Source organism: Vibrio penaeicida (assembly GCF_030689305.1).
GTDB lineage: Bacteria > Pseudomonadota > Gammaproteobacteria > Enterobacterales > Vibrionaceae > Vibrio > Vibrio penaeicida_B.
The window spans coordinates 195,135-218,030 of the sequence record NZ_JAUYVM010000010.1; the positions used below are offsets into that span (position 1 = coordinate 195,135).

The 22,896-nt window shown below is 44.3% G+C and carries 18 protein-coding genes; 10 read left to right on the forward strand and 8 right to left on the reverse strand.

What is annotated here, in order from left to right; genetic code table 11:
• Positions 1 to 42 precede the first annotated feature (42 nt).
• The 5 genes from ileS to Q8W40_RS17210 all read left to right on the forward strand — a co-directional run bounded on the left by ileS (position 43) and on the right by Q8W40_RS17210 (position 7,620).
• Positions 43 to 2,883: an isoleucine--tRNA ligase gene (ileS, locus tag Q8W40_RS17190; protein WP_305398937.1), complete on the forward strand. Its 2,841-nt coding sequence runs from the start codon at positions 43 to 45 to the stop codon at positions 2,881 to 2,883.
• Positions 2,884 to 2,897: 14 nt separating this feature from the next.
• Entirely contained in the window at positions 2,898 to 3,413 is a 516-nt protein-coding gene (gene lspA / locus Q8W40_RS17195) for a signal peptidase II (protein WP_305398938.1), read from the forward strand.
• Between the two features lie 154 nt (positions 3,414 to 3,567).
• On the forward strand, positions 3,568 to 3,999 hold the full coding sequence (gene fkpB, locus Q8W40_RS17200) for an FKBP-type peptidyl-prolyl cis-trans isomerase (RefSeq protein ID WP_305398940.1): 432 nt from the start codon (positions 3,568 to 3,570) through the stop codon (positions 3,997 to 3,999).
• Between the two features lie 223 nt (positions 4,000 to 4,222).
• Positions 4,223 to 5,176: a 4-hydroxy-3-methylbut-2-enyl diphosphate reductase gene (gene ispH, locus Q8W40_RS17205; RefSeq protein ID WP_101112331.1), complete on the forward strand. Its 954-nt coding sequence runs from the start codon at positions 4,223 to 4,225 to the stop codon at positions 5,174 to 5,176.
• 182 nt (positions 5,177 to 5,358) lie between these two features.
• Positions 5,359 to 7,620: an ATP-binding protein gene (locus Q8W40_RS17210; RefSeq protein ID WP_305398941.1), complete on the forward strand. Its 2,262-nt coding sequence runs from the start codon at positions 5,359 to 5,361 to the stop codon at positions 7,618 to 7,620.
• 72 nt (positions 7,621 to 7,692) lie between these two features.
• Here the strand turns inward: Q8W40_RS17210 and Q8W40_RS17215 are convergent, their stop codons facing one another.
• Positions 7,693 to 9,177, reverse strand: coding sequence for a carbon starvation CstA family protein (locus Q8W40_RS17215; protein ID WP_305398942.1), 1,485 nt, complete (start codon positions 9,175 to 9,177; stop codon positions 7,693 to 7,695).
• Between the two features lie 500 nt (positions 9,178 to 9,677).
• Here Q8W40_RS17215 and Q8W40_RS17220 point away from each other — a divergent pair, with 500 nt between their 5' ends.
• On the forward strand, positions 9,678 to 10,757 hold the full coding sequence (locus Q8W40_RS17220) for a transporter substrate-binding protein (protein WP_305398944.1): 1,080 nt from the start codon (positions 9,678 to 9,680) through the stop codon (positions 10,755 to 10,757).
• Positions 10,758 to 10,820: 63 nt separating this feature from the next.
• Entirely contained in the window at positions 10,821 to 11,171 is a 351-nt protein-coding gene (locus Q8W40_RS17225) for a DUF2799 domain-containing protein (RefSeq protein ID WP_305398945.1), read from the forward strand.
• Positions 11,172 to 11,217: 46 nt separating this feature from the next.
• Here the strand turns inward: Q8W40_RS17225 and murQ are convergent, their stop codons facing one another.
• The gene (gene murQ / locus Q8W40_RS17230) at positions 11,218 to 12,183 is read right to left on the reverse strand and encodes an N-acetylmuramic acid 6-phosphate etherase (protein ID WP_305398946.1); all 966 of its coding nucleotides are present in this window, start codon (positions 12,181 to 12,183) and stop codon (positions 11,218 to 11,220) included.
• Positions 12,184 to 12,230: 47 nt separating this feature from the next.
• On the reverse strand, positions 12,231 to 13,343 hold the full coding sequence (locus tag Q8W40_RS17235; RefSeq protein WP_305398947.1) for an anhydro-N-acetylmuramic acid kinase: 1,113 nt from the start codon (positions 13,341 to 13,343) through the stop codon (positions 12,231 to 12,233).
• A gap of 106 nt (positions 13,344 to 13,449) precedes the next feature.
• On the opposite strand from Q8W40_RS17235, the gene nagZ reads away from it, so the two are divergent.
• A complete protein-coding gene (nagZ, locus tag Q8W40_RS17240; RefSeq protein ID WP_305398948.1) occupies positions 13,450 to 14,436 on the forward strand; it encodes a beta-N-acetylhexosaminidase in 987 nt (328 codons plus the stop codon).
• Positions 14,437 to 14,479: 43 nt separating this feature from the next.
• Here the strand turns inward: nagZ and btsR are convergent, their stop codons facing one another.
• A complete protein-coding gene (gene btsR, locus Q8W40_RS17245; protein WP_305398950.1) occupies positions 14,480 to 15,202 on the reverse strand; it encodes a two-component system response regulator BtsR in 723 nt (240 codons plus the stop codon).
• Positions 15,196 to 16,878, reverse strand: a complete 1,683-nt coding sequence (locus Q8W40_RS17250; RefSeq protein ID WP_305398951.1) for a sensor histidine kinase — start codon at positions 16,876 to 16,878, stop codon at positions 15,196 to 15,198. Before Q8W40_RS17250 ends, btsR begins: the two co-directional genes overlap by 7 nt.
• Positions 16,879 to 17,093: 215 nt before the next feature.
• On the opposite strand from Q8W40_RS17250, the gene Q8W40_RS17255 reads away from it, so the two are divergent.
• Both Q8W40_RS17255 and tyrA read left to right on the forward strand, forming a co-directional pair.
• Positions 17,094 to 18,170, forward strand: a complete 1,077-nt coding sequence (locus Q8W40_RS17255; RefSeq protein ID WP_305398953.1) for a 3-deoxy-7-phosphoheptulonate synthase — start codon at positions 17,094 to 17,096, stop codon at positions 18,168 to 18,170.
• A gap of 11 nt (positions 18,171 to 18,181) precedes the next feature.
• Positions 18,182 to 19,306, forward strand: a complete 1,125-nt coding sequence (tyrA, locus tag Q8W40_RS17260) for a bifunctional chorismate mutase/prephenate dehydrogenase (protein WP_101112320.1) — start codon at positions 18,182 to 18,184, stop codon at positions 19,304 to 19,306.
• Positions 19,307 to 19,412: 106 nt separating this feature from the next.
• On the opposite strand, the gene Q8W40_RS17265 is transcribed toward tyrA, so the two are convergent.
• The 3 genes from Q8W40_RS17265 to ettA form a co-directional block, all read right to left on the reverse strand.
• Positions 19,413 to 20,447, reverse strand: coding sequence for a M23 family metallopeptidase (locus tag Q8W40_RS17265; RefSeq protein ID WP_305398955.1), 1,035 nt, complete (start codon positions 20,445 to 20,447; stop codon positions 19,413 to 19,415).
• Between the two features lie 11 nt (positions 20,448 to 20,458).
• Complete coding sequence (locus Q8W40_RS17270) at positions 20,459 to 20,827, reverse strand: PilZ domain-containing protein (protein ID WP_101112318.1); 369 nt, start codon at positions 20,825 to 20,827, stop codon at positions 20,459 to 20,461.
• Between the two features lie 183 nt (positions 20,828 to 21,010).
• Complete coding sequence (ettA, locus tag Q8W40_RS17275) at positions 21,011 to 22,678, reverse strand: energy-dependent translational throttle protein EttA (RefSeq protein WP_305398958.1); 1,668 nt, start codon at positions 22,676 to 22,678, stop codon at positions 21,011 to 21,013.
• Between the last annotated feature and the right edge of the window lie 218 nt (positions 22,679 to 22,896).

Here is a 22,896-nt window from a genome sequence, read left to right on the forward strand (position 1 = left end):
ACAATGTCTAACTTTCGCCCAATATAACGGAATTAAGAATCAATGAGTGAGTATAAAGATACCCTGAATTTACCTGAAACAGGGTTTCCAATGCGTGGCAATCTGGCCAATCGAGAGCCAGAAATGCTTAAGCGTTGGTACAAAGAAGACCTTTACGGCGAGATCCGTAAAGCGAAGAAAGGCAAAAAGTCTTTCGTATTACATGATGGCCCTCCCTATGCCAATGGTGATATTCACATTGGTCACGCACTGAATAAGATTCTTAAAGACATTATTATTAAATCCAAAACCCTTTCCGGTTTTGATGCACCTTATATCCCAGGTTGGGACTGCCACGGTCTGCCGATCGAATTAATGGTGGAAAAGAAAGTAGGCAAGCCAGGTAAAAAAGTGACGGCAGCGGAGTTTCGTGAGAAATGCCGTCAGTACGCTGCGGGTCAAGTTGAAGGTCAGAAAGAAAGCTTCAAACGTCTAGGTATTCTTGGTGAGTGGGACAAACCATACCGCACCATGGATTTTACGACTGAAGCAAACATCATCCGTGCTCTAGGTAAAATTGCCGATAACGGTCACCTGCTAAAAGGTTTCAAACCTGTTCACTGGTGTACAGATTGTGGTTCTGCCTTGGCTGAAGCTGAGGTGGAGTACAAAGATAAAGTTTCTCCTTCAATTGATGTTCGTTTTAAAGCGGCAGATGAAGCTGCGTTGTTGTCTAAATTCAACTTAAACGAAGGTCATGAAGGTCAAGGTGATATCTCCGTTATTATTTGGACGACGACGCCTTGGACGCTTCCTGCAAACCGCGCTGTGTGTATGCGTGATGATCTGGAATATGTACTTATCCAAGTTGAAGCGAGTGATTCGTCGGAGCCTGAGCGTATTATCGTTGCTTCCGAGCTTGCCAAAGATGTAATGGAGCGTGCAGGTGTTGAACACTTCCACAACCTAGGTTTTGCGAAAGGTGCGGATCTTGAATTGTCTCAGTTCAATCACCCGTTCTACGACTTCACTGTTCCTGTAGTTCTTGGTGAGCATGTTACGACTGATTCTGGTACGGGTGTGGTTCATACTGCTCCTGGACATGGTCAAGAGGATTTCGTGGTTGGCAAACAATACAACCTTGAAGTTGCTAACCCAGTAGGATCAAACGGCGTTTACCTTCCTGATACAGAATTATTTGCTGGTCAGCATGTCTTTAAAGCAAACGACTCTGTTTTAGATGTTCTAAAAGAGAAGGGTGCACTTTTGCATCACCACTCTTACGAACACAGCTACCCACATTGCTGGAGACACAAAACCCCAATCATTTTCCGTGCAACACCACAGTGGTTCATTTCTATGGATCAAGCGGGTCTTCGTGCAAAGGCACTGGAGTCAATTAAAGGTGTTGAATGGATGCCTGAATGGGGTCAGAGCCGCATTGAGGGTATGATCGAAGGTCGCCCAGAATGGTGTGTTTCTCGACAACGTACTTGGGGTGTGCCAATTGCATTATTTGTACACAAAGAGACGGCTGAACTGCATCCGAACTCATTAGAACTTATTGAAAAAGTCGCGAAGCTAGTAGAAGAGAAAGGCATTCAAGCTTGGTGGGATGTTGACGCAGCAGAGCTTATGGGCGCTGAAGATGCAGACAAGTACGAAAAAGTACTGGATACCCTAGACGTATGGTTCGATTCGGGTGTCACTCACTATTCGGTGGTGGATTCTCGTGAAGAGTACAATGGCAACTCTGCTGACCTATATCTAGAAGGTTCTGACCAGCACCGTGGTTGGTTCCAGTCTTCTTTGATTTCATCCATCGCGATGAAAGATGAAGCCCCATACAAGCAAGTGCTTACGCACGGCTTCGTAGTGGATGGCAACGGTCGTAAGATGTCTAAGTCTATCGGTAACGTGGTTGCCCCTAAAGACGTCACTAACAAGCTAGGTGCGGACATCCTACGCCTATGGGTTGCTTCTACTGATTATACTGGCGAAGTTGCGGTATCTGATGAAATTCTTAAGCGCTCTGCAGACGCATACCGCCGTATTCGTAATACCGCGCGTTTCTTCCTTGCTAACTTAAGCGGTTTCAATCCAGAAACGGATCTTGTACCAGCAGAAGAAATGGTGGCGCTTGATCGTTGGGCCGTTGGTCGCGCTCAAGCAGCACAAGAAGAGATTGTTAACGCGTACGGAGAGTACAATACACACGCTGTTACCCAACGCTTAATGCAGTTCTGTTCGATCGAAATGGGCTCTTTCTATTTAGATGTGATTAAAGATCGCCAGTACACAGCGAAGCAGGGCGGTCACGCTCAACGCAGCTGTCAGACGGCACTTTACTACATTGTCGAAGCTCTGGTTCGTTGGATGGCACCGATTATGTCATTCACAGCAGACGAGATTTGGAACGAAATGCCAGGCGCACGTGATAAGTTTGTCTTCACGGGTGAGTGGTTTGAAGGCTTGTTTGGTCTTGTTGAAGGCGAAGAACTCAGCAACGAATTCTGGACTGACATTCAATCTGTACGTGGTGCTGTGAACAAGCTTCTTGAAGATGCTCGTAAAGAGAAAGCGATTGGTGGTTCGTTACAAGCGGAAGTGACGCTTTATGCTGATGATGCACTGACAGCTAAACTCAACAGGCTTGAAGATGAGCTACGCTTTGTTCTGTTAACTTCAGCAGCACAAGTTAAACCTTTAAGCGACAAGCCTGATTCAGCCAAAGAGACAGATCTGGAAGGCTTGTTCGTTGAAGTTGCGGCGGCAGATGCAGAGAAATGTGAACGCTGTTGGCACCATACGCCAGATGTAGGCACTATCGAAGGTCACGAAAAAGTGTGTGGTCGTTGTGTGTCAAATGTGGATGGCGAAGGCGAAGAGCGTAAGTTCGCTTAATATTGGGATTCGATATGAGTGACAATGCGTTATCGATGAAGCAATCGGGTGTTCGCTGGCTCTGGCTGGCGGTACTGATTTTCATCGCGGATATTGGTATTAAGTTCATCGTTATGGACAACATGGGGTATGGCTGGGCGAATCGTATTGAGATTACGTCTTTCTTCAACCTATTGTATGTTCATAACTATGGTGCAGCATTTAGCTTTTTAAGCGATCAAAGTGGATGGCAACGTTGGTTGTTCTTCAGTATCGCACTGGTTGTTTGTGGTGTATTGATCAGCTGGATGAGAGCTTTACCAGCAACAGATAAATGGTTAAATATTTCTTATGCCATGGTAATTGGTGGTGCGGCAGCCAATAACTTTTATGACCGATTGGTTCATGGTTATGTTGTTGATTACCTCGATTTCTATTGGGGAAGTTACCATTGGCCGGCATTCAATTTAGCAGATGCTGCGATTGTACTTGGTGCTGCTCTCATTTTGCTTGATGGATTCCGTAAAAAACCGGAAGAGTCACCTCAATAATGAGGGCATATTTTGAATAACCCTAAGCGCTGTCCGTTGATTCGGATGGCGCTTTTTAATATAAAGGCTAAAAATTGGAAGACATTGGCATAAGCTGAGTTGTGTTCCCGTATAAAAAGCCAAAACCCAATAACGAAAATAAGGACATAACTCTGTGACCATTATTACTGCAAATTCTGCTGTGACGTTGCACTTTACGATAAAACTCAAGGACGGTTCTGTAGCGGATAGTACACACAGCATGGGAAAGCCTGCAAAATTCGCAATGGGTGATGGAAGTCTGAGTGAAAACTTTGAAAAATCTTTATTAGGTTTGGTTCAAGGTGAGCAAAGAAACATTGAACTCAGCGCTGAAGATGCATTTGGTCAGCCTAACCCAGACAATATTCACCATATGGACAGAGCACGATTTATTGGTGAGGAAAAGGTAGAGGTAGGAACCATTATGGCCTTTTCTGGTAAAGACGGCATGGAGATTCCAGGCATCATTGCAGAAATTTCTGGCGAATCTGTCACTGTGGATTTCAATCACCCACTTGCAGGGCAAGATGTGACTTTTGAAGTCGAAATTCTAGAAGTGGAATAAGGGCTAAAGATATTGGTGGTATTTCCTCTTTGGTGTTGGCTTGAGGCGCAATAGGGATAACGGTAAACTGTGCCCTATAAAGCAATATGTCGATAACTAATTACACTCAAAAGTAAGATAGCCAAAGTAAATATATCGAAAAGCAATATAACTGTGCGCCATAACAGCGATACCCCTATATCTGAGAGCCCAAAATTGCGCGCCACTAAATAACGAAAGTACTATGAGCAATGAAATGAAAATACTGTTAGCGAACCCCCGCGGTTTTTGTGCTGGGGTCGATCGCGCCATCAGCATTGTAGAAAGGGCATTGGAGATGTACCAACCTCCTATCTATGTGCGTCATGAGGTGGTTCACAACCGCTTTGTGGTTGAAGGTTTGAAACAACGCGGTGCCATCTTTGTTGAAGAACTGCATGAAGTACCAGACGACAATATTGTTATTTTTTCTGCTCATGGTGTTTCTCAGGCTGTTAGGCAAGAAGCCAAGCGACGTAAACTAACAGTGTTCGATGCTACCTGCCCACTTGTAACAAAAGTGCATATGGAAGTTGCTCGCGCAAGCCGAAGAAACATGGAGGTCGTATTGATTGGTCATGCGGGTCATCCAGAGGTCGAAGGCACTATGGGTCAGTACGACAGCGATACGGGTGGAATGTATCTTGTTGAAAGACCTGAAGATGTTGCTTCTTTGGTGGTAAACGATCCATCTAACTTTCACTACGTTAGTCAAACCACACTGTCTGTGGACGAAACTGCCGACGTCATTGAAGAGCTTCGACGTGTGTTTCCTGAAATCCAGGGACCACGCAAAGACGACATTTGCTACGCGACTCAAAACCGCCAAGATGCTGTGCGCATTTTAGCTACGCAAGTTGATGCCGTTGTCGTTGTAGGTTCAACGAATTCATCCAACTCTACGCGTTTAAAAGAACTGGCTGAAAAGCTCGGTACACCAGGTTATCTGATTGATTGCCCAGAAGCGATTGAAGCCAAATGGTTTGATGGCGCGAGCAAGGTTGGTGTTACTGCTGGTGCGTCGGCTCCTGAAGAGTTGGTAAACCAGATTTTAGATCGAATTAAAGAGCTTGGAGCAGACGAAGTAGAAGAAGTCCTTGGTCGGGAAGAAAACATGTTCTTTGAAGTTCCACGAGAGCTCCAAGTGAGAGAAATTTAAAAAATCTCGGATATATCAATAAAATAAAGCCCCGAATTACTCGGGGCTTTACTATTTTTAAGTTAGGGTGAAAGAAGTACTTTATCCATTTCATTGTTTTAGAGTGTTCAAGTAGAGAGGTTGGGCAGCGAATGGGTTTCAATTCGTGGTTTTCAAGTAATGTTTCAATCAAGAGAAAACTTTTGCTGATCACTGTTTTTATTTTAGTGATTGTCTCCGTCTTTACTTGGATTTCAATATCTTCGCTTTCTGCTTACAAACAAGCCAACTCTGACTATCGTAATGAAGTTGCTGCTCGCATTGGTTTATTAAACAATCTTCGGTACCAACTAGGGTATAACGGTGCGATTCACCAGTTCAAAAACTATGTCCTCAGGGGCAAGCTCAAAGATAAGGATGCGGCCAGTGAGCACTTTAAAGAAGCCAAAATCGTTATCGCACAATACAAATCTTTAAACCTAACTATCGCAGAAAAACACGCGCTAAATGCGGTAGACCGAGTGATTACTGAATACCAAAGCAAACTTTTTCAAATGCCGGTTGAGTACCACAGGCGTTTGAGTGTTAATCAGATTGATGATCAGGTCAAAGTCAATGATGAGCCCGCAATACATGCTTTGAATAATCTTGAACACACCGCGAAAGAGCGTGAGTCCGATCAAATCCACCGAGTGAATGCGCTTTTTTCGGAAATGCGCTGGAAAGTACTTACCGCCACAATTACCATTTTTTTAGCGTCAATTGTGTGCCTAACTTGGCTCTACTTAACTTTAACGCGTCGGCTGAAGCAGTTTGCTCGTTACAGTGAAAAAATGCGTGACGGCGTATACAATCACGATGAAGAGCTGAATGAAACACTATCGTGGGAAGGGGACGAATTGAATGAGATTGCCACTAACCTTGAAAGTATCATCGAACTGTTGAAATGTGAAAAGGAGAGGGCGGAGGACTCAAGTAAAGCGAAAACTGAATTTTTAGCGGTCGTTTCCCATGAAATTAGAACGCCAATGAATGGTGTATTGGGTATCGCTCAGTTATTGCAGAAAACAGACTTGAGTGACAGCCAAAGAAATCACTTGGTTAATTTACATGAATCTGGTGAGCATATGATGACTTTGCTTAATGAGATTCTGGATTACTCCAAAATTGAGCAAGGTAAGTTTGATTTAGACTGTCAGCCATTTTCCTTTACTCACTTGATGGGTTCGGTGAGTAGTATTTATCAATCCTTAGCTGAAGAGAAAGGCATCGATTTATACATCGATAATAAGGTCGATCACGAAAGGTGGGTTTTTGGCGACAAGGCTCGTGTCAGACAAATCATGTTTAACTTACTCAATAACGCGATCAAATTTACAGAGAAAGGGTTCATAGAGCTTCAAACTTCTGAGCACATCAAAGGCGATCGTATTGATTTGAGTATTCAACTCAAAGATACCGGAATTGGGATGAGTCCGGATACGCTGACCAAGCTCTTTAATCCATTTGAACAAGCCGACAGCTCTACAACTCGGAAGTTTGGCGGCACGGGGTTGGGGCTCTCTATCGTGTCTAGGCTTATCAATCAAATGGGAGGTGAAATTAAGGTTGCCAGTGAGTTAGATATGGGCAGTTGTTTTACCGTGATACTACCTTTACCTCTTGCCAAGCCTCAGCTAACCGTAGTGCAAGATTGCAGACCGCTTAATTACAATGGACTGAAAGCACTCATTGTTGAGGATAATCGCTTAAATGGTATGGTGCTTCAATCCATGCTTAAGCAATGTGGCTTTATCACTGAATGCATTGAAAATGGCGCATTAGCGCATAAGTTAGCGCAGGAAAAAGTCTTCAACCTTATTCTAATGGATAACCATATGCCAGTGATGGATGGTGTTGAAGCCACCTATATGATCCGCCAAGATTCCCTAAATAAAAATGCATTGATACTAGGCTGTACCGCAGATTTGTTTAAAGAAACTCGCGATAAAATGAAACAAGCCGGTGTCGATGATCTTATCGCAAAACCAGTTGTTGAAAGGGAGCTACATGAAACGCTGCGCAATTATGCGAATAAGCTATTTCCTAATGGGATTTTGTACAAACCCAGCTTAGACACGGAAAAGCACATCGATACAGATTCAGTGGATGTGAATCTCATCATGCGTAAAAACGCAGTGGCTTTTGATGTGATGCCAGTATTCATTAACAGTGTTATTGAAGAAGCACTGTCCGCTGTTACGGAATTAAACATCGCCCAACAGAACCAAGAACTCGATGCAATTGTGCGCTCCGCTAACATATTAAGTGTGCTGTTTGAAAAGGTAGCATTACCCGGAATGGTTGTGTTAGCGGATTTGGTAGCAAAGCAGGTGAAAATTGACGATCAGCAGATCCATCAGTTGTTTGAGCTCACTCATCAATGGTTGGACGAACTCTGTTTGATTGCCGAGGAATGTGGATAAGCATTCAGAAAACAAAAAGGCTCAAATGAGCCTTTTTTCATCTTCTACACAGAAATATTCTACTCTTAGCGGTTATACCGTTTTTGGAGTGGACGAAGGTGTTTCTTCGTCTGCGAGTTCAGATTCACCTTTGCCTTTCGAAGTTTTAATCACGTAAGTCGTTATAAGTAGCGCAACGATAATACCCGCCACTGTCGAGAAATTAATTGGAAGACCAAAGCCGAGCTGATTGTTGCTTAAGATGAAGCTCACACACACCGTTGTCATGAAAATAGCGGGTACGGTGGTGATCCAGTGGAGTTTGTTGTGGCGAAGTAGATAAGCGGATGCCGTCCACAGCATCATAACCGCAGTGGACTGATTTGCGAATCCGAAGTAACGCCAAATGATGCCAAAATCAACCTGAGTCAAGATGCCACCCAACACAAACAAAGGGATAGCCATCATGAGACGATTACGCAGTGTTTTTTGCTCCATGTTGAAGTATTCAGCCAGAATCAAGCGGCTAGAACGAAACGCTGTATCACCGGAAGTGATTGGAAGAATAACAACCCCCAAGAACGCAAGAACACCGCCGAATACACCCAGTAGCCCAAATGAAGCGCTGTACACGACATTTCCTGGTCCACCATTAGCCACGGCATCAGACAGAGACTCTACCGAGCCGAAGAACGACAGCGCTAATGCACACCAAATAAGGGCGATGACACCTTCACCAATCATCGCGCCATAAAAGATAAAGCGACCATTCTTTTCATTTTCCATACAACGAGCCATAAGAGGCGACTGAGTGGCATGGAAACCAGAAATAGCACCGCATGCAATAGTAATAAATAACGCTGGCCACAACGGTAAGTCATTAGGGTTCATGTTGGTGAACATGTCGCTGACTTCGTATCCCCCTAGAATGGTATGTTCGTCAGACACGCCAATCGCGGTTATAAGTCCAACAGACATAAAGATGAGCAGTGCACCGAACAATGGGTAGAAACGCCCAATGATTTTGTCTACTGGGACAACGGTAGCAATGATGTAATAAGCAAAGATAAACACCACCATGGATGTCATGGTGACGGTGAAATCTGTTTGATCATTGATGAGGTTGGTTATCATACCGGCAGGCGCTGAAACAAAGACCACCCCGACCAATAACAGTAGGACAATGGCAAAAATATTCATAAAGTGTTTTGCGCCATTACCTAAGTAGCGACCAGTAATGGTGGGTACGGATGCCCCTCCATTTCTTACGGAAAGCATACCAGAGAAATAATCATGTACAGCGCCAGCAAATATACAGCCAAGGACAATCCAAAGCATTGCCGCAGGGCCATACAAAGCACCCATAATCGGACCGAAAATAGGGCCGACACCAGCAATATTTAGTAATTGCACCAAATACACTTTCTTGTTCGACATTGGCACAAAATCAACACCATCTTGCTTTGTATAAGCGGGTGTTTGACGATGTTCTTTAATACCAAATATACGTTCGACGAACGTACCATATATAAAATATCCGCCGATAAGTGCAGCGACACACATGAGAAACCACAACATATTCACATCCCGTGTAATTATTTAAACTCTTCACCTTGGATAGTAAAACAGGGAAATACTGACTTCATTGGCTACAGAGTTGAGTGGTGATATGGCAGGTTAAGTGGTTGCTATTAGGAATAAGTGGTTTTACTCACTAGAGGATGTGAGCTTACTCTTCAGTGCGGGTACTTTGGGGGGTCGATGCTAATCAATACCCTTCGCAAAGTTGAGAATTACAGTGGAATATGAAAGTCATTTTAAACAGTGTGGTTATCAACTATTTGATCAAATAGATATTTAATCTTCTTTCTTGTCTTATTTATGAGAACTCTTTGGCTGTTGATGATATAGGGCTTCTTGTGTTTTCTCTCTGGCTCCATTACTTATGAGCAATAAAAAGAATGAATTGAGCTAAATACAAAAGTTAATGCTCTCAAGGCAGGTTCGCAGTCATAGTGAATTCAGTTCACTCGAATATGTCACTCTACTTTTAAACAGGACGTTCAAGAGGAGTTTCGATGAAGACCATTCCCATCGGCGTACTTTATTCAAGTCAAAGCCAGTACCGAAAAGTAAGCTATCAAACTTTGATAGGTACACAGTTTGGTATTTCGCAAGTGAACGCCAATCCTCGATTTAATTTCAAGTTAGGCGCTATCCATAAAGACCCATTTGGCGACTTACCTCGTTATGCAAAACAGACTGAGCGCCTTTTTAACCAGGGGGTTGAGCACATCTTTGGTACGACAACTCTAGATTCTAGAATGTTAGCCTTGGATGTTGTTCAGCGTCACTCTGGGCTGCTCTGGACCTCCTCTCTGTCTGGGGCTCAACCCAAGCACCCCAATTTGTTGGAATTCGGATCCTCTCCGGAGCAGCACCTTCTTCCATTGCTTGAATATTCCTTTGCGAAATATGGTCCTCATGGTGCGGTCGTTAGCCCTAACGATCAGCTCGGCTGGGATTTAAGTGCGCTGACATCTTCTTTCTCCGACGCTGGAGGCGGTGCCTTGAGTTTTAACAACTTTTATCGAGAAGGTTGCCAAACTTTTGAATACACATTGAAATCTCTGCTGATTGACCCCCCTAAATTTGTCGTAAACCATTTGATGGGGAATTCGAGTTACGCTTTTCTAAAAGAGCTTAACCAGCGTTGGAAAGGTAAACCTATTCCAGTCATTTGCACACACCTAAGTCGCAGTGAGTCAGTCGCTTTGGGGGCTCTACCTAATTTAGTCTTATTGTGTGGGAGTAATTTCTTTGAGCAAGTTAACCCCATGTTTTCTCAGCGCGTATACCGAGATTTTGCGAAAGTGTACGTTTCTGGTGGCTTTGTTTCAGCTTATTTATCTGTGCTGGCATTGGCGTACTCAATCAAACGAGCTGAAAGTTCAGATCCGAAAGACGTCAAGCGAGCACTCACCTCGATTGCTTTGCCTGCTCCATTTGGCGGAAAAGCGCTTTTTACCAATCAGTACTTAAAGCAGCCCAGTTTCGTTGCCCAGCTCAATGAGGAAGACGTTACCTTATTGGAAACGGAAAACGTGTGCTCAGAAAGAAGAACAATCAATACTTCGCAAATTGCTGCCTTAGAATAAAATCAGGCAGAGCCTGTGCTTTCATCGTAAACTGATAGTTCTAGGTAAATATCAGGTATAACAATGAAACAACGTTTAGTGGCTTTAGTAATGGGAACATTGCTTGTTGGGTGTTCACCCAGCGAGTTTTTGACCGATGACAGCGACTGGTATTCAGTTGGCTACCGAGATGGCGTGAAAGGTCAGACCCAGCGTTCTTTTCAAGATTTGGCGGAGTATGGTCAAGTAAATCATGCAGATTATGATCAAGGTTACCTCGCTGGTGTCAAAGAGTATTGCAATCCCGGCTTTGCTTATCAGATAGGGCTGTCCGGCAGTTTTTATGAAGGTGTTTGTGAGGGCATGCCAGAAGCACAAAAGTTTCGTATGGAATGGCAACGAGGCTGGAATCAAGGTTCAGGGCGAAGCGAATAACTTCGCCTGATTCATTGAGATTGAAAAGAGAATCCCTGAAAGAAATTTATTGTGGGGATGTTTTGTTTTGCTTTTCGATCTCTGACTCTTCTGCTTGGGATGTTTCGACTGCACGGCGTAAAAAACCTTGTTGGTTTGATAACTGTTTTTGGGCTGTGTTGAGATCCGAGCCAGTCAGTAACATCAGGATCGCCAGCTTCACATCATACTGGGTTTGTTCTAACTTCTCTCTGGCTTCCTCTTTTGCACAATCCGTTGCCTGAACAACAATTCTAACGGCACGGGCAATGAGTTTTTCGTTACTGGCTTTTACATCCACCATGAGGTTTTGGTAGCTTTTCCCTATTCGGATCATGCTAGCTGTTGAAAGCATGTTCAGTACGAGTTTCTGAGCCGTACCCGACTTCAAACGCGTCGACCCGGTTAACGCTTCGGGGCCAACGACTGGGCTAATGGCGAGTTGAGCACATTGCGCAATGGGAGAGCTAGGGTTGCAAGACAATGCGATAGAGTAGGCTCCAACTTCATTGGCGTATTCCAAACCACCTATCACATAAGGGGTTCTGCCACTGGCAGCAATGCCAACCACAACGTCTTTTTCGGTCAAGGTAATGGCTGACAAATCCTCTTTACCTAAGAGTTTATTGTCTTCTGCGCCCTCCTGAGCTTTAAACATTGCTTCTTTCCCGCCCGCAATAAGCCCGATGACCATTTGATCTGACACGCCAAACGTGGGAGGGCATTCAGAAGCATCCAAAACACCTAAACGACCGCTAGTTCCCGCGCCTAAATAGATAAGTCTGCCACTCTGTAAGAAAGCGTTGGAAATCTTGTCTACCGCAGAGGCGATATTGGGGAGTTCTTTTGCTATGGCTGTTGGGACTTGCTGATCTTGCTGATTGAGTTTTTCAACGATTTCAAGCGAAGACAAAAGATCGATATCCATGGTGTCAGGGTTTCGTCCTTCCGACACAAGGTGTGCAAGAGCAGAGAGTAGTGCGTCATTAGCCATGATGTTGTCCGTATTAGTATTTGCGACTTTTCGTATTCGTGACGAGTTTAATTTGCGAGGTATATTACACCTAATGAAGCGAGTTGACGTGCTCCAGTTACCTCAGGCGCATTACTAGGAAGGGCATGAACTCGTCGTTGGGCTAGCCAGGCAAATGCCATTGCTTCCATGAATTCGCTGTCAACGCCCGTATTTTTGGTATCTTTAACATGCCAAGTTGGGAGAAATTCATTGAGTCGACTCATCAATACTGGGTTCATAGCGCCTCCTCCACAAACCAACAAAGTAGGCTCGTCGCCGAAAATTTGCTTATCTACTTCTAAGGCAATGCTGGATGCGGTGAGATCCAAGAGCGTAGCTTGTATATCCTCTGGTTCTAGATGAGTAATACCATCAAACTGATTCAACCAACTCAGGTTAAAAAGCTCTCTCCCTGTACTTTTCGGGGAGGCAAGAGAAAAGTAAGGATCCGACATAAACTGCGCGAGTAGAGCAGGGTTAACTTTGCCAGAACTGGCGAACGCACCGCCTTTATCGAAGGGCTGACCGGTATGCTTTTGGCACCAAGCGTCCATTAGCATGTTGCCTGGCCCTGTATCGTAACCAATTAGTGGGGAAGTAGGGGGTAGTACGGAAATGTTGGCAATTCCACCGATATTCAAAATAACCGTGGTGGACTCTTGGGATTCATACAACCACTGATGAAAAGCGGGGACTAACGGCGCGCCTTGCCCCCCTAGCGCCATATCTTTTCGGCGAAAGTCGGCAATAGTATCAATACCTGTTTGGGAAGCTATTATGTTTGCATCCCCTAATTGCATAGTAAAACGAGTATCTCCAGTAGGCTGGTGGAAAACAGTTTGCCCATGGCAACCAATTGCTGCGATATCTTGCTTCTCTATCGACGTGGTTTTCAGTAATGCATTGACACTGTCAGCAAAGAGAGCGCCAAGGTCATGATCGAGCTCACCGATGGTTTTCACGCTTGCCGGTTGCCCTTCACATAGGGCTAGAACTCTCTGTTTGAGCTCTATAGGCATTGGATGAACATAGCTTTTGATGAGTGAAATATCGCTTTCAGATATTTCCGTCAAGGCAACATCAACGCCATCCAAACTCGTTCCGGACATCACGCCAATGTAATATTGATTTTGATTCACCCTGCGACTCCCTGACATTAAATTAACTGACTACGTTAAAAGATTTTTGTAATAATAAAGCGAATATTCTTAATTGGTTAGTTAAAACTACGAGGCTTTGAACATAATGGGACTACTTTGGATTGATGTTGCCGGATACGAGCTGGATGCAGAAGACAAAGAAATACTGCAACACCCAACTGTAGGTGGGGTGATCCTGTTTTCGCGCAATTATTACGATAATGAGCAATTACTTGCGTTGAACAAAAGCATCCGACAAGCCACCAACCGCCCAATATTGATTGGGGTGGATCAAGAAGGTGGACGTGTACAGCGCTTTAAAGAAGGGTTTAGCTTGATTCCACCTGCACAAAGCTTTGCCTTACAACCCAATGGCAAAGAGGTGGCAAAGCAAGCCGGGTTTTTGATGGCTGCCGAATTAATTGCCCATGATATCGACCTAAGTTTTGCCCCAGTTTTAGACAAAGGGCATGAATGTAAAGCCATTGGGAATCGCGCCTTTGGTGACGATATTGAAAGCATCGTGACGTACAGCTCGGCATTTATGGAAGGAATGAAAACAGTTGGCATGGCGACAACAGGAAAGCACTTTCCTGGTCATGGCGGTGTAATAACCGATACCCACTATGAAACAGCCAAAGACGAAAGAGACTTCATTTTCGAACAAGATATGGCTGTGTTTAAGGCACATATAGAATCGGGTGTGTTAGATGCCATGATGCCAGCGCATGTTATTTACCCTGAATACGACTCACAGCCAGCCAGTGGCAGCCCTTATTGGTTGAAACAAGTATTAAGAGAGCAGTTAGGATTCGAGGGCATCGTTTTTTCTGACGATCTTAGTATGGAAGGGGCGGGAGTAATGGGATCACCAGCAGAGCGTGCAATGCAATCGCTTGAGGCTGGGTGTGACATGTTACTGATGTGCAACAACCGTGACTATACCGTTAGTGCGTTGGACAAACTGCCTATAAGTACCGTACCCAACGCAACAAGCTTGCTGAAAAAGCAAAGCTTCTCCTTGAGCGAGCTGCGAATCAGTGAAGAATGGAAATCGGCATCGGAAGCCATGAAGCGAATGCTGGATTGTTAAATTCAACAAACCCTAATCATTCGGCTTAACGGCTTAACGGTTTTTACTGAATACCTAGTGTCTCTTTTAAACTCTTCAAAAATCTTCGGCTGACGGGCACAGGTTGCCCGCTTTGCGTAATAATTTCAGCAAGACCGTGTTCCAACAATTTAATTTCCCGAATCGCTTGGGTGTTAACCAGATACTGGCGATGACACCGCAATAACGAGGTTTTTTGTTCGAGCACTTTAAGCGTTAGCTGACTCGTAGCGGTTTGCTCAGCGGTTTTCACTTGCACCCCTGAAATGTCAGTGTAAGCAAACTCAACATCGTGGATTGGGATAATGACAATGCGATTTAGCCCAATACAAGGGACTTGCTCTAATTTATCTTGCGTGAATGCAGATATGTTTTGAGGCTCTTTTAACCGAGCGGTTTTAACCAAGCGAGAAACACACTTTTGAAGTCGAGATGGTTTGATGGGTTTTAAGAGGTAATCGAATGCATTGTCCTCAAAAGCCTGAATCGCATATTGGTCGTAAGCAGTAACAAACACTACATTGGGCATGGTATCTGGATCGAGCATAGAGAGCAGTTCAATACCACTAATCTGAGGCATATGAATATCCAAAAAAACCACGTCCGGCTTACAGGCGTTGATTTTCTTTAACCCTTCAATGGCATTACTGGCTTGGTCGATGACATCGATCTCCTGGGTTTCTGCCATTAATTCGCACAGTTCTTCTCGAGCAAATTGTTCATCATCAATGATTAAAGCGGTCAGCATTCCTTTGCCTCTGTCGTCGGGAGTTTAAAGCTCATTCTTGTGTATTTCTGTGGCTGGCAGTCTATATGTAAAGTTGATGGTCGCCCCAGTAGGTTAGCGAGGCGTTTATTCACAATATCCAGCCCTAACCCAGAGTGGTTCTGTGCAGGTGCTTGATAGAGCCCCGCATTGTCTTCAACCACTATGGTGTGCTCACCGTTTTCGGTATGGCTATATATTCGAACTTTACCATTTTCTAAAAGCTGAGAAATACCGTGTTTGATAGCATTTTCGACCAGAGGCTGTAGGGTAAAGCTGGGTATGATTTTTTCTAGCAAGGCATCATCTATCGCCCACTCAACTTCTAGACGATCGCTAAAACGCGCTTTTTCAATGGTGAGATACGCATTTACGTGTTCCAGTTCTTCTTTCAGCCGAACCGTCTCTATATTTTGCTTAAGATTACTCCGGAAGAATTGAGACAAGTGTTGAATTAGATCCCTAGCCTTATCTGGGTCTCGCCTTGTAATGGCGCTGATGGTATTCAAAGCATTGAACAGAAAATGCGGGTTAACTTGAGCGTGAAGTAGCTTAATTTCAGCCTGAGTGAGAAGCGTTTGTTGTTCTTGATAATCGCCATACAAAATCTGGCTGGAAAGCAGTTGGGCTATGCCCTCCGCCATCGACATATTGATAGTGGAAAACAGCTTTCGTTTGGGTTCATAAAGCTTGATGGTACCTATTACATCCTCTCCGGTTTTTAAAGGAATAATCAGCGCTGAGCCTAGCTTACAATTCTCAGATAAAGAGCACTGGTAGGGCTGTTCTCTGCCATCAAGGTAAATGATTTTGTTGTTGGAAATCGCATCTAGAGTGCTTTTCGATGATATGGGGGTATTGGGTTTATGGTGATCATCACCTATGCCCACAAAGGCAAGAATCTTATCTTTGTCGGTAATGGATACAGCACCCACTTTGGTTTCTTCATAGATAATACGGGCTATCTTGTTTGCGTTATTGGCATTAAATCCAGAGCTTAGAATACCGACTGAACGTTCTGCTATCGTAAGTGCTCGCCGAGAAAATGCGGCGGAGTACTTTTCGAAAATGGTTTTTCTATCTTGTAAGATGCTCATGAACAGGGCTGCACCAACAGAGTTAGCGATGATCATTGGTGCTGCAATGGCGGAGACCAACTGATAAGACTGCGCAAAAGGCTTTGCCACGATCAATATAATCAACATCTGAACAACTTCTGCAAAGAGTGTGACGGAGAAGACCACCAAGGGGTTGAAGAGTTGGCTCGACCTGTTTTTTCTTACGTAGTAACTATGCAGTACGCCTCCAATGAGTCCTTCTGCTGTTGTTGATATTGCGCAGGCAACATCGGTAAAACCACCAAGAGAGTAACGATGCATTCCCCCCGTAAGACCGACTGCAAAGCCAACAACCGGCCCACCAAATAAGCCTCCCATGACTGCGCCAATGGCTCGCGTGTTGGCGATCGCATCATTAATCTGTAAGCCAAAGTACGTCCCCATAATGCAAAACAAAGAAAAAAGGACGTAACAGCTAAGTTTGTGGCTTAAACGCGTAGAAATACTAAGTAGTGGCAAAAAAATAGGGGTTTTACTCAGCATATAAGCCAGTACAAGGTATACGCACATCTGCTGAAGTAAAGATAGTATGAGGTCCATAGCCACTTTCCGTAATTATTTAAGGCTATTTTAATCGATAATGTTCTCTGTAAGTTGTTAAGGAGCTCGTAATTCTAGGTGTAAATTTAAATATACATCAAATGTTTTTCTATGTTTACACTTGAAATCTATTTTTTTGCTGTTATTTTGTTCTTTATTGGATTTGAGGCTCGCTGGTTGTGGTGGGTGTAATTTAAAGTTTACAGGTAATAAAAATGCAAAAGAGCGAATTGAGCAACATACACATCAGTGACGAGCAGGTTCTAATTACACCTAATCAGTTGAAAGATAAAATCCCACTGAGCGATGAAGCGCGCCAGTTTATTCAGCAGTCTCGTCAGGAGATAGCAGACATTATCGATAAGAAAGATCATCGTTTGCTGGTTGTCTGTGGTCCTTGCTCAATTCATGATCTGGATGCCGCTAAAGAATACGCAAAGCGTCTGAAGGCATTGTCTGAAAAATTGGATGACCAGATTTACATCGTTATGCGTGTTTACTTCGAGAAGCCACGTACCACTGTTGGTTGGAAAGGGTTGATTAACGATCCCCACTTGAATGGTACATTCGACATTGAGCATGGGCTTCATGTGGCTCGCCAGCTACTTGTCGAACTAGCTGAAATGAAAATCCCGCTAGCGACGGAAGCTCTAGACCCAATTAGCCCTCAATACCTAGCTGATACGTTCAGTTGGGCTGCGATCGGTGCTAGAACAACGGAATCACAAACTCACCGTGAAATGGCCAGTGGTTTGTCTATGCCTGTTGGTTTCAAAAACGGTACGGATGGCAGCCTTGCGACCGCAATCAATGCGATGCAGGCAGCATCTTCTGGTCACCGCTTCATGGGGATTAACCGTGAAGGTCAGGTTGCTTTATTGACGACGCAAGGTAACCCTAATGGTCACGTTATTTTGCGTGGCGGTAAACAAACCAACTACGACTCCGTTTCTGTCGCAGAATGTGAAGAGGAAATGTCGAAGTCTGGACTGGATGCAGCTTTGATGGTGGATTGCAGTCACGCGAACTCGCGCAAAGATTTTCGTCGTCAGCCACTTGTGGCCGAAGATGTTATTCATCAAATCCGCGAAGGAAACAAGTCGATTATCGGTCTGATGATTGAAAGCCATATTAACGAAGGTAATCAGCCTTCAGACATTCCAGTAAATGAGATGGCTTACGGGGTTTCCATCACCGATGCGTGTATCAATTGGGATTCAACTGAGGCACTATTAACACATGCACACCAAGAGCTTGTGCCGTTTTTACAAGACAGAATAAAAAATCAATAAGGTAATACTGGATGGCAGTTGAACTGAATGAATTGAGAGATCAAATCGACCTAGTAGATAAGCAAATGGTCGATCTGCTGGCGCAAAGGCTAGCACTGGTAGAGAAAGTCGGGGAAGTAAAAAGTCAGCACGGTTTGCCTATTTACGTCCCTGAGCGCGAAGCCACAATGTTGGCTTCTCGTAGAGAAGAAGCTGAAAAACAAGGTGTTCCACCTCAGCTTATTGAAGACATTTTGCGTAGAACCATGCGCGAATCGTATGCCAGCGAAAAAGATTCAGGATTCAAATGCCTCAACCCAGAACTGGGTTCGGTTGTCATTGTTGGTGGACATGGCCAACTTGGGGGATTGTTTGGGCGTATGTTCCGCTTGTCTGGGTATGACGTAAAAGTACTCGGTAGCCAAGATTGGGAACGTGCCGATGAAATCCTCGATGGAGCAGGGCTCGTTGTTGTAACGGTTCCTATCCATTTGACGGAAAGTGTGATTGCCAAGTTGAATAACCTTCCTGAAAATTGCATTTTGTGTGATTTAACGTCGATAAAGTCAAAACCACTCAACGCGATGTTGCGATCGCACTCTGGACCGGTTGTTGGGTTGCATCCTATGTTTGGTCCCGATGTTCCAAGCTTAGCAAAGCAGGTTGTTGTTTATTGCGATGGTCGTGGTGAGGAAACTTACCAATGGTTATTGAAACAAATTGAGATTTGGGGCGCGAGCCTGTGTAAGTGTGAAGCCCAAGAACACGATCATGGTATGACCCTGATCCAGGCTCTGCGCCACTTTACTTCTTTTGCATATGGTTTGCATTTAAGTGGAGAGAACCCCAATATCGAAAATCTATTGCAGCTAAGCTCCCCAATTTATAGGCTTGAACTTGCCATGGTTGGTCGTCTGTTTGCACAGGATCCGAATTTGTATGCTGATATCATTTTATCTTCCGATGAAAACATCGAAATGATTAAACGCTTCCACCAGAGCTTTGGTAATGCATTGGCTATGCTTGAGGGTGATAACAAACAGGAGTTTGTAGAAAGCTTTGAAAAGGTTGGAGAGTGGTTTGGTGGGTATTCCCAGCAGTTTATGGAAGAAAGTCAGAAGCTACTAAAACAAGCAAATGACGCCATTCATCGTTAACCCTTTATTTACCAATTAAATTAAAAACGGCTCCTGAAGGAGCCGTTTCTATATAACCAGATTGGGATTAAAGAATTCCAAGCTTATTGCAGTCAGTTAACCACGGTCAGTTTACTGCTGGTGTCGATGAGGTATTTTTCACGGTATCAACCGAGCTAGGTGCCGAGCTTGGGTTTTGTGTCAACAAGACCTGCAGCTTCACAACGTTGCTCATGACATCGACCAGAGATGCCCATTTAATACTGCGTTCTTTTTCGAACAAAGTATCAAAGTTTTCGGGGGTCCAGTCCATAAAGTGTTTAGGATTTAATGTTCTACCTAAAAATCTTACTTCATAATGTAGGTGAGGACCGGTAGAGTTGCCCGAGTTTCCGCATGTTGCGACGACATCACCCTTCTTGACAAACTGACCGCTGCGGACGTTAAAACCCTGCAAGTGAGCGTATGACGTCATGAATCCAAAAGCATGGCGTAACTTCAATAAATTACCATAACCTTTCTTACTTGGGCGTCTTAGCTCAACTACGCCATCTGCAGGAGCCAGTACTTGCTCTCCACGTTGGCACGTGAGGTCTATACCCAAATGTCGGTGGCGTCTGCCTGTAATTGGGTTTTTTCGATAGCCGTAGTTGGATGAAACTCGTTGATAAAGAACAGGGCTGTCATTAGGAAGTAATCGAAACATCGTGGCACGCACAGCGGAGTTGATCGCGGCGGCATCAATTCTCTGTTCCAAAGACAATTCTGCATAGTCTACGACGGATGTTTCTTGCGTAATCCCAAGCACAGATTCCACATCATTCACACGCTTGCCTAGGGTTAGGATTTCTCCTTTCTTCTCTTCCAGCTCTTGAGTCAGAGAGTGGTTCGTGCTGATTTGAGCTTCATATAGAGCTTTAAATTGATCGCTCTTTTGGTCGAGATAGTCGATTTGAGATTGAGCATGACTGAAGTTTTGCTCTGATCTTGCCAGTGTATTCTCTGCACTGGATTGGGCAGAGAAATACTGATAAACAGAGGTGCCAAGTAAGCTAGGGAGGGCAAAAAGAGAAAGAACAACCAATGCAGTTGCTTTTCTTCCCACAAAAAAGTGCTGAACCCCAGACGAAGTCGGGATTGATATTTGTATTTGTCGTGACATTTATTGCTTTTTTAAGCACCTAAATCAGATAGCTGCTCAATTTCTCTGTGCAAAAGGGCTTCATCGCCAACATTCAGCTCGACCAGTCGCTTCAAGTGGCTGATGCTGTCGATATCAATATGATGAATGCTAAGACGCATAAAATTATCGTTTAGCTCCACTATTTCAGCTTCCAATGATATCACAATGTCACTATCAGGTAACTCGATGTCGACATCCAGCATTTTGCTTCTGTCGAAATCATGATTAGCAGGTGAGCCAGAAAGCAAAAGACCATGCAGAGAAAGGTCTCGAATGTCACTGTTTACAGTTAAGTCGCCTTGCACCAATTTTGCGGGGGCTTGGTAGATTACGCGAGAAAATCGACGGCGTTCAATCATAGTGTGCTCTCTTTCGGTTCATGCTTAAATTTTGCCTTATGGTAACTGTTGTACAAGGCTAATGGGTAAAGAGTCGGCTTTTTTGTGACGCTTAAGCGCCTCGTTTCAACGTTCGATGTATTATCTCGAATATATAAGAAAAAAGACCGCATAGGCGGTCTTTTTTACACAATACAAATAATGTTACTTCGCAATGCGCTTATATTTGATTCGATGAGGTTCAGCTGCCTGTGCCCCGATCGTCTGTTTCAACCACTCTGTGTACTCAGTATAGTTGCCTTCATAGAAATTCACCTGACCTTCGTCACGGTAATCCAGAATATGAGTCGCAATTCTATCTAGGAACCAACGGTCGTGCGAGATAACCATTGCACAGCCAGGGAATTCCAATAGAGCTTCCTCAAGTGCACGTAGTGTTTCAACATCAAGGTCGTTGGTTGGCTCATCGAGTAGCAATACGTTGCCGCCCGCTTTCAGAAGTTTTGCTAAGTGAACACGGTTGCGTTCACCACCAGAAAGTTCACCAATGATCTTTTGTTGGTCGTTGCCTTTGAAGTTGAAGCGAGAACAGTATGCACGAGCAGGGATTTCGAAGTTGTTGATCTTAATAATATCAGCGCCTTCAGAGATCTCTTGGAATACCGTTTTCTTGTCATCCATGCTGTCACGGAACTGGTCAACAGAAGCTAACTTCACTGTTTCACCAAGTTCAACAGTTCCTGAATCAGGCTGCTCTGCGCCACTTAACATTTTAAATAGTGTTGATTTACCTGCGCCGTTAGCACCGACGATACCGACAATAGCCCCTTTAGGCATACTGAAAGAAAGATCATCGATAAGAACGCGATCACCAAACGATTTAGTTAGGTTATTAACTTCAAGAACTTTGTCACCCAAACGCTCACCTGGTGGGATGAACAATTCATTGGTTTCGTTACGTTTCTGGTATTGACCTGTCGTCAGCTCTTCAAAGCGAGCCATACGCGCTTTAGACTTAGCTTGGCGACCTTTCGGGTTTTGGCGAACCCACTCTAGCTCTTTCTCGATTGTTTTTTGACGTGCGCTTTCGCCAGCCTTCTCTTGCTTCAGACGCTCATCTTTTTGCTCAAGCCAAGAAGTGTAGTTACCCTGCCATGGAATACCTTCACCACGGTCAAGTTCTAGGATCCAGCCAGCTGCGTTGTCTAGGAAGTAACGGTCGTGCGTGATAGCTACAACGGTACCGTTATAATCCACTAGGAAGTGCTCAAGCCATGCAACGGATTCTGCATCCAAGTGGTTGGTTGGCTCATCGAGAAGGAGCATGTCTGGCTTTTCTAGAAGTAGGCGACAGATAGCCACACGGCGGCGTTCACCACCCGATAGGTGCTCAATTTTCGCATCCCATTCTGGAAGACGAAGTGCGTCAGCTGCACGCTCTAATGCTGTTTCTAGGTTGTGCCCATCTTTTGCTTGGATAAGCGCTTCGAGTTCACCTTGCTCTTTAGCAAGTGCATCGAAATCTGCATCTGGTTCTGCATAAGCCGCGTATACAGCGTCAATGCGTTTAAGTGCGTCAGCGACGTCAGAAACAGCTTCTTCAACAATTTCTCGAACAGTTTTTGACTCATCAAGTACTGGTTCTTGAGGAAGATAACCGACATTAAGACCTTGCTGTGCACGGGCTTCACCATCAATATCAGTATCAATACCAGCCATGATACGTAATAAGGTCGATTTACCAGAACCATTTAAACCTAAGACACCGATTTTAGCGCCTGGAAAAAAGCTAAGCGAAATGTCTTTAAGAATTTGACGTTTAGGTGGCACCGTTTTGCTCACCCGCGACATGGTGTATACGTATTCAGCCATTACCGACCTTTCCTGTTATTCGAAAAATTAGGGCTGTATTTTATACCCAAGTCACTCAAAGATGCTAGGTTCAGCGCGTTTAGAGTTGGGAAAGAGCCATTTTTTGCATTTTACTCAGTACATTCAAGATACTTCTGTTTTTTCATGGCAGGCGCGATAGAAAAGGATACGTAGAATTGAGCGTTAGATTGCGGTTTTCGATAACAAACCGTCTACTA